A 3,192-nucleotide genomic window follows, 5' to 3' on the forward strand; every position below is an offset into this window, starting at 1 on the left:
GGCCGCGAGCTCGGCTCCCGGACGGCGGTAGCGGACTCCAAACAGACTCTCCTGTGCACCTACCTCTCCGCCGTTCTGCTGGTCGGGCTGGTGCTGAACAGCACGCTCGGATGGTGGTGGGCCGACGCCAGTGCCGCCCTGGTGATCGCCGTGATTGCGGTCCGTGAAGGCGTCAACGCCTGGAGTGGCGACGTCTGCTGCGCTGTGCCCCACAGTGCGGCCCCCCACGCCGCACCGGCCGCCGGCGCCACAACGGAGGACTGCTGCGACGGCTGTGGTTCCGCTCCCGGACCGGTGGCCCTCCCCCTCGGCCCGGGTTCGGTTTGCAGGGACGCCTGAGCCATGGACTTCGAACTGCGCACCATCCCGGGCTGCCCGAACGGCGCTCCGGCACTGAAGCTGTTCCGTGAGGTTCTGGTCGCAGAAGGCAGGGACGCGGAACCCCTGACCGTCCGCGAGGTAGCCTGCGAGAACGAAGCCCAGGAACTCCAGTTCCACGGCTCCCCCTCCTTCACCGCTGAAGGACGGGACCTGTTTCCGGCCGAATCGACACCGGCCCTGAGCTGCCGCCTCTACCGCACCGGAAAAGGCCTGGCCGGCCTTCCCTCCGCCGAGTCCTTACGCAAGGCGCTCCGGGGCCTCGACTCCCACAACTGACCTGTCAACAGCTTCATCCGACCGAACCTCACACTTTGGAGTCCCACGCATGAGCGGCCACGACCACGACCACGACCACGTGCTGATGGAAACGCCCCGCAGGGCCTGGACATGGCCAAGGTCCGAGAACACATCCTGGCACTGCCCCACGTGATCGACGTCCATGACCTGCACGCCTCCCTCGTGGCCTCCGGGACGCCGGTCCTCTCGGCACACGTCACGGTCGAGGACAGCTGCATGACCGATGGGCATGCCGCCACCATCCTGGCCGAGCTGCAGCGCTGCGTCGCCGAACACTTCGACATCAGCGTCGAACACTCCACCTTCCAAATCGAACCCGCCGCCCACCGCGACCAGGAAAGCATCCCGCACTAATGACACAGACCACCATGAAACCCGCTCCCGGCCCAGGAGACCCCGCCAAGAAGGCCCGCCTCGTCATCTGGATCCTGCTGGGGGTCATCGTCGCCGCAGGCATCATCTGGTACGCGGTCTTCACCACCACCAAGCCGGCACCACCCGCCCTGCAGCCGGCAGCCGACGCGCTGCTGGTCCGCGAAGACAGCCACCGCGTCACCTCGCCCACTACGGAAAAAGCGCAGTTGGTTGAATTCCTGGACTTCGAATGCGAATCCTGCCGCGACGCCCAGCCGCTCGTCGAGGAACTCAAGAAGGAGTACGGTGACCGGATTACGTTCGTGAACCGCTATTTCCCCCTGCCGGGGCACCGGAACTCGGGCACGGCAGCCCTGGCCGTGGAAGCCGCCGCACAGCAGGGCAAGTACGAACAGATGTCTGCCAGGATGTTCGAAACCCAGCCCCAGTGGGGCGAAAAGCAGGATTCCCAGGCACCGCTGTTCAGGACCTTCGCACAGGAGCTGGGACTGGACCTGACAAAGTACGACGCCGCTGTGGCGGATGAGAAAACCGTTGACCGGATCCGTAAGGACGTCGCCGACGGCAAAGCCCTCGGTGTGACGGGAACCCCCACGTTTTTCCTGAACGGCAAAAAACTGACACTCAACACCGAGGCAGATTTCCGCCAGAAACTCACCGACGCCGCAAAGTAACGGCAGGAGACCAAGGCGTATCGCCCGAGGGCACTGGCGCGGGTGGCGGGCACCCACCAGAGAGGTTTCAGACCATGCTGACGGTATTTCGACGCGAACGAACCATCCGCAACACCACGGCTGACACAGCGGCACCGGCCATGATCACAAACGACACCGTGCCGGCCGTGAAAAGCAAGGGGATGAATGTGGGACCTTCAGCGGACGACGCAGCCGCGGCGATGATGGCTCCCCAGTAAGCGGCCGTCCCGCCCAGCCAGAGTGCCCCCGCCCCGACGACCACCCAGGACAGTCGCGAGAACCACGGCGCCTGGACCCGGTAGGAGACGGCAGCCGCCACCATGATGACCCCGGCGACGGCGAGCAGTTGGGCGCCCAGGAGATACGGTCCGGCCACCAGACCGACCGGCACGCACAGCCCTCCGATCATGACCAGACGCCGGGCACCAAGCGGCATCGCACCGGGCTTGTCTTGAACTACAGCTGCACGTGATGTATCCCGGGCTGCGGTGTTCTCCGCTGTCATCGCGTTTCCTGTTCCTGGTTGCCCCGGCTTATCGACCCGCGGCAGGTGATGGCACGACGTGGTAACTGAGTCCGTCCCGGCCGCACTCAAGACAGTACAGGGTTCACTGGATTGACCGGACCCGGCACCCTCCGTCCCGGTGAGGAGGGACGGGGCGCCGTCCTCGATGCCGGATTTCTTTAGCCAGGTGAGAAACATCCATCCCTTGCAGCGCCCAGCCGCGTTTGTAGACTGCAAAGGTATTCACCTAGGCAGTTGGCAGGGAAGGGAATGAAAATGGCGACGTTTCGGGAACTCCACCACACTATGGAGCCACTCCTGCTTCCCAATGCGTGGGACATCGGATCCGCCTTGGCATTTGCGACAGCGGGATTCCCGGCCGTCGGCACTACCAGCTTTGGTATTGCGGCAAGTGCCGGCCTGCCCGACGGAGGCCGGTCCAGCAAGGCGGAGACCGCCGCACTGGTGGCGCAGCTGTGCCGCCTGCCTGTGCACGTCACGGCGGACATCGAAGACGGCTACTCCGATGACCCTTCCGAGGTTGCGGAGCTTGTGGCCCAACTGGCTGCCCTCGGCGTGGCCGGGGTCAACCTGGAGGACAGCACGGCCGGGCACCTGGTCGATCCCGCAGCCTTTGCCGAGAAGGTTGCCGCCGTCAAGCGACGCAGCCCGGCAATGTTCCTCAACGCCCGGGTGGACAACATATGGTTCGGTGAACAGGCCACTGTGGATGCCGTCCTGTTCCGCGCCTCTGCCTACGCCGATGCCGGGGCGGACGGCATCTTTGTCCCCGGACTTGTGATTCCGGAGGACATCCAGATCATCACCGCTGGCATTGGGCTACCTGTTAATGTGCTGGCACATCCTTCGCTGACTGTTGCCGAGCTTGGTGTGTTGGGGGTCCGGCGGGTGAGTTCCGGCTCCCTGCCATACCGGGCA

General features: G+C 65.1%; 4 protein-coding genes and 2 pseudogenes (1 of these 6 running past the window's edge). 5 read left to right on the forward strand and 1 reads right to left on the reverse strand.

All coding sequences use genetic code 11. From position 1 onward, the window contains the following. The 4 genes and pseudogenes from K789_RS22445 to K789_RS0105770 form a co-directional block, all read left to right on the forward strand. A pseudogene (locus K789_RS22445) lies at positions 1–339 on the forward strand (cation transporter) (it extends 422 nt beyond the left edge of the window). Positions 340–342: 3 nt separating this feature from the next. Beyond that, positions 343–657 (forward strand): hypothetical protein, encoded by a 315-nt coding sequence (locus K789_RS0105760; protein WP_024365929.1) that lies wholly within the window; start codon positions 343–345, stop codon positions 655–657. Between the two features lie 90 nt (positions 658–747). Beyond that, positions 748–1,032 (forward strand): annotated as a pseudogene (locus tag K789_RS0105765) (cation transporter); the annotation flags it as partial. After that, positions 1,032–1,727 carry a DsbA family protein gene (locus tag K789_RS0105770; protein ID WP_024365931.1) on the forward strand — a complete coding sequence of 232 codons (696 nt, stop codon included), beginning with the start codon at positions 1,032–1,034 and terminating at the stop codon, positions 1,725–1,727. The pseudogene K789_RS0105765 and the gene K789_RS0105770, both read left to right, overlap by 1 nt. A 67-nt stretch (positions 1,728–1,794) precedes the next feature. On the opposite strand, the gene K789_RS0105775 is transcribed toward K789_RS0105770, so the two are convergent. Then, positions 1,795–2,253, reverse strand: a complete 459-nt coding sequence (locus tag K789_RS0105775) for a hypothetical protein (RefSeq protein ID WP_029704582.1) — start codon at positions 2,251–2,253, stop codon at positions 1,795–1,797. 276 nt (positions 2,254–2,529) lie between these two features. On the opposite strand from K789_RS0105775, the gene K789_RS0105780 reads away from it, so the two are divergent. Then, on the forward strand, positions 2,530–3,192 hold a 663-nt coding region (locus tag K789_RS0105780; protein WP_024365933.1), incomplete at its 3' end, for an isocitrate lyase/PEP mutase family protein.

It is taken from the genome of Arthrobacter sp. TB 26, assembly GCF_000427315.1.
Taxonomy (GTDB): Bacteria; Actinomycetota; Actinomycetes; order Actinomycetales; family Micrococcaceae; genus Arthrobacter.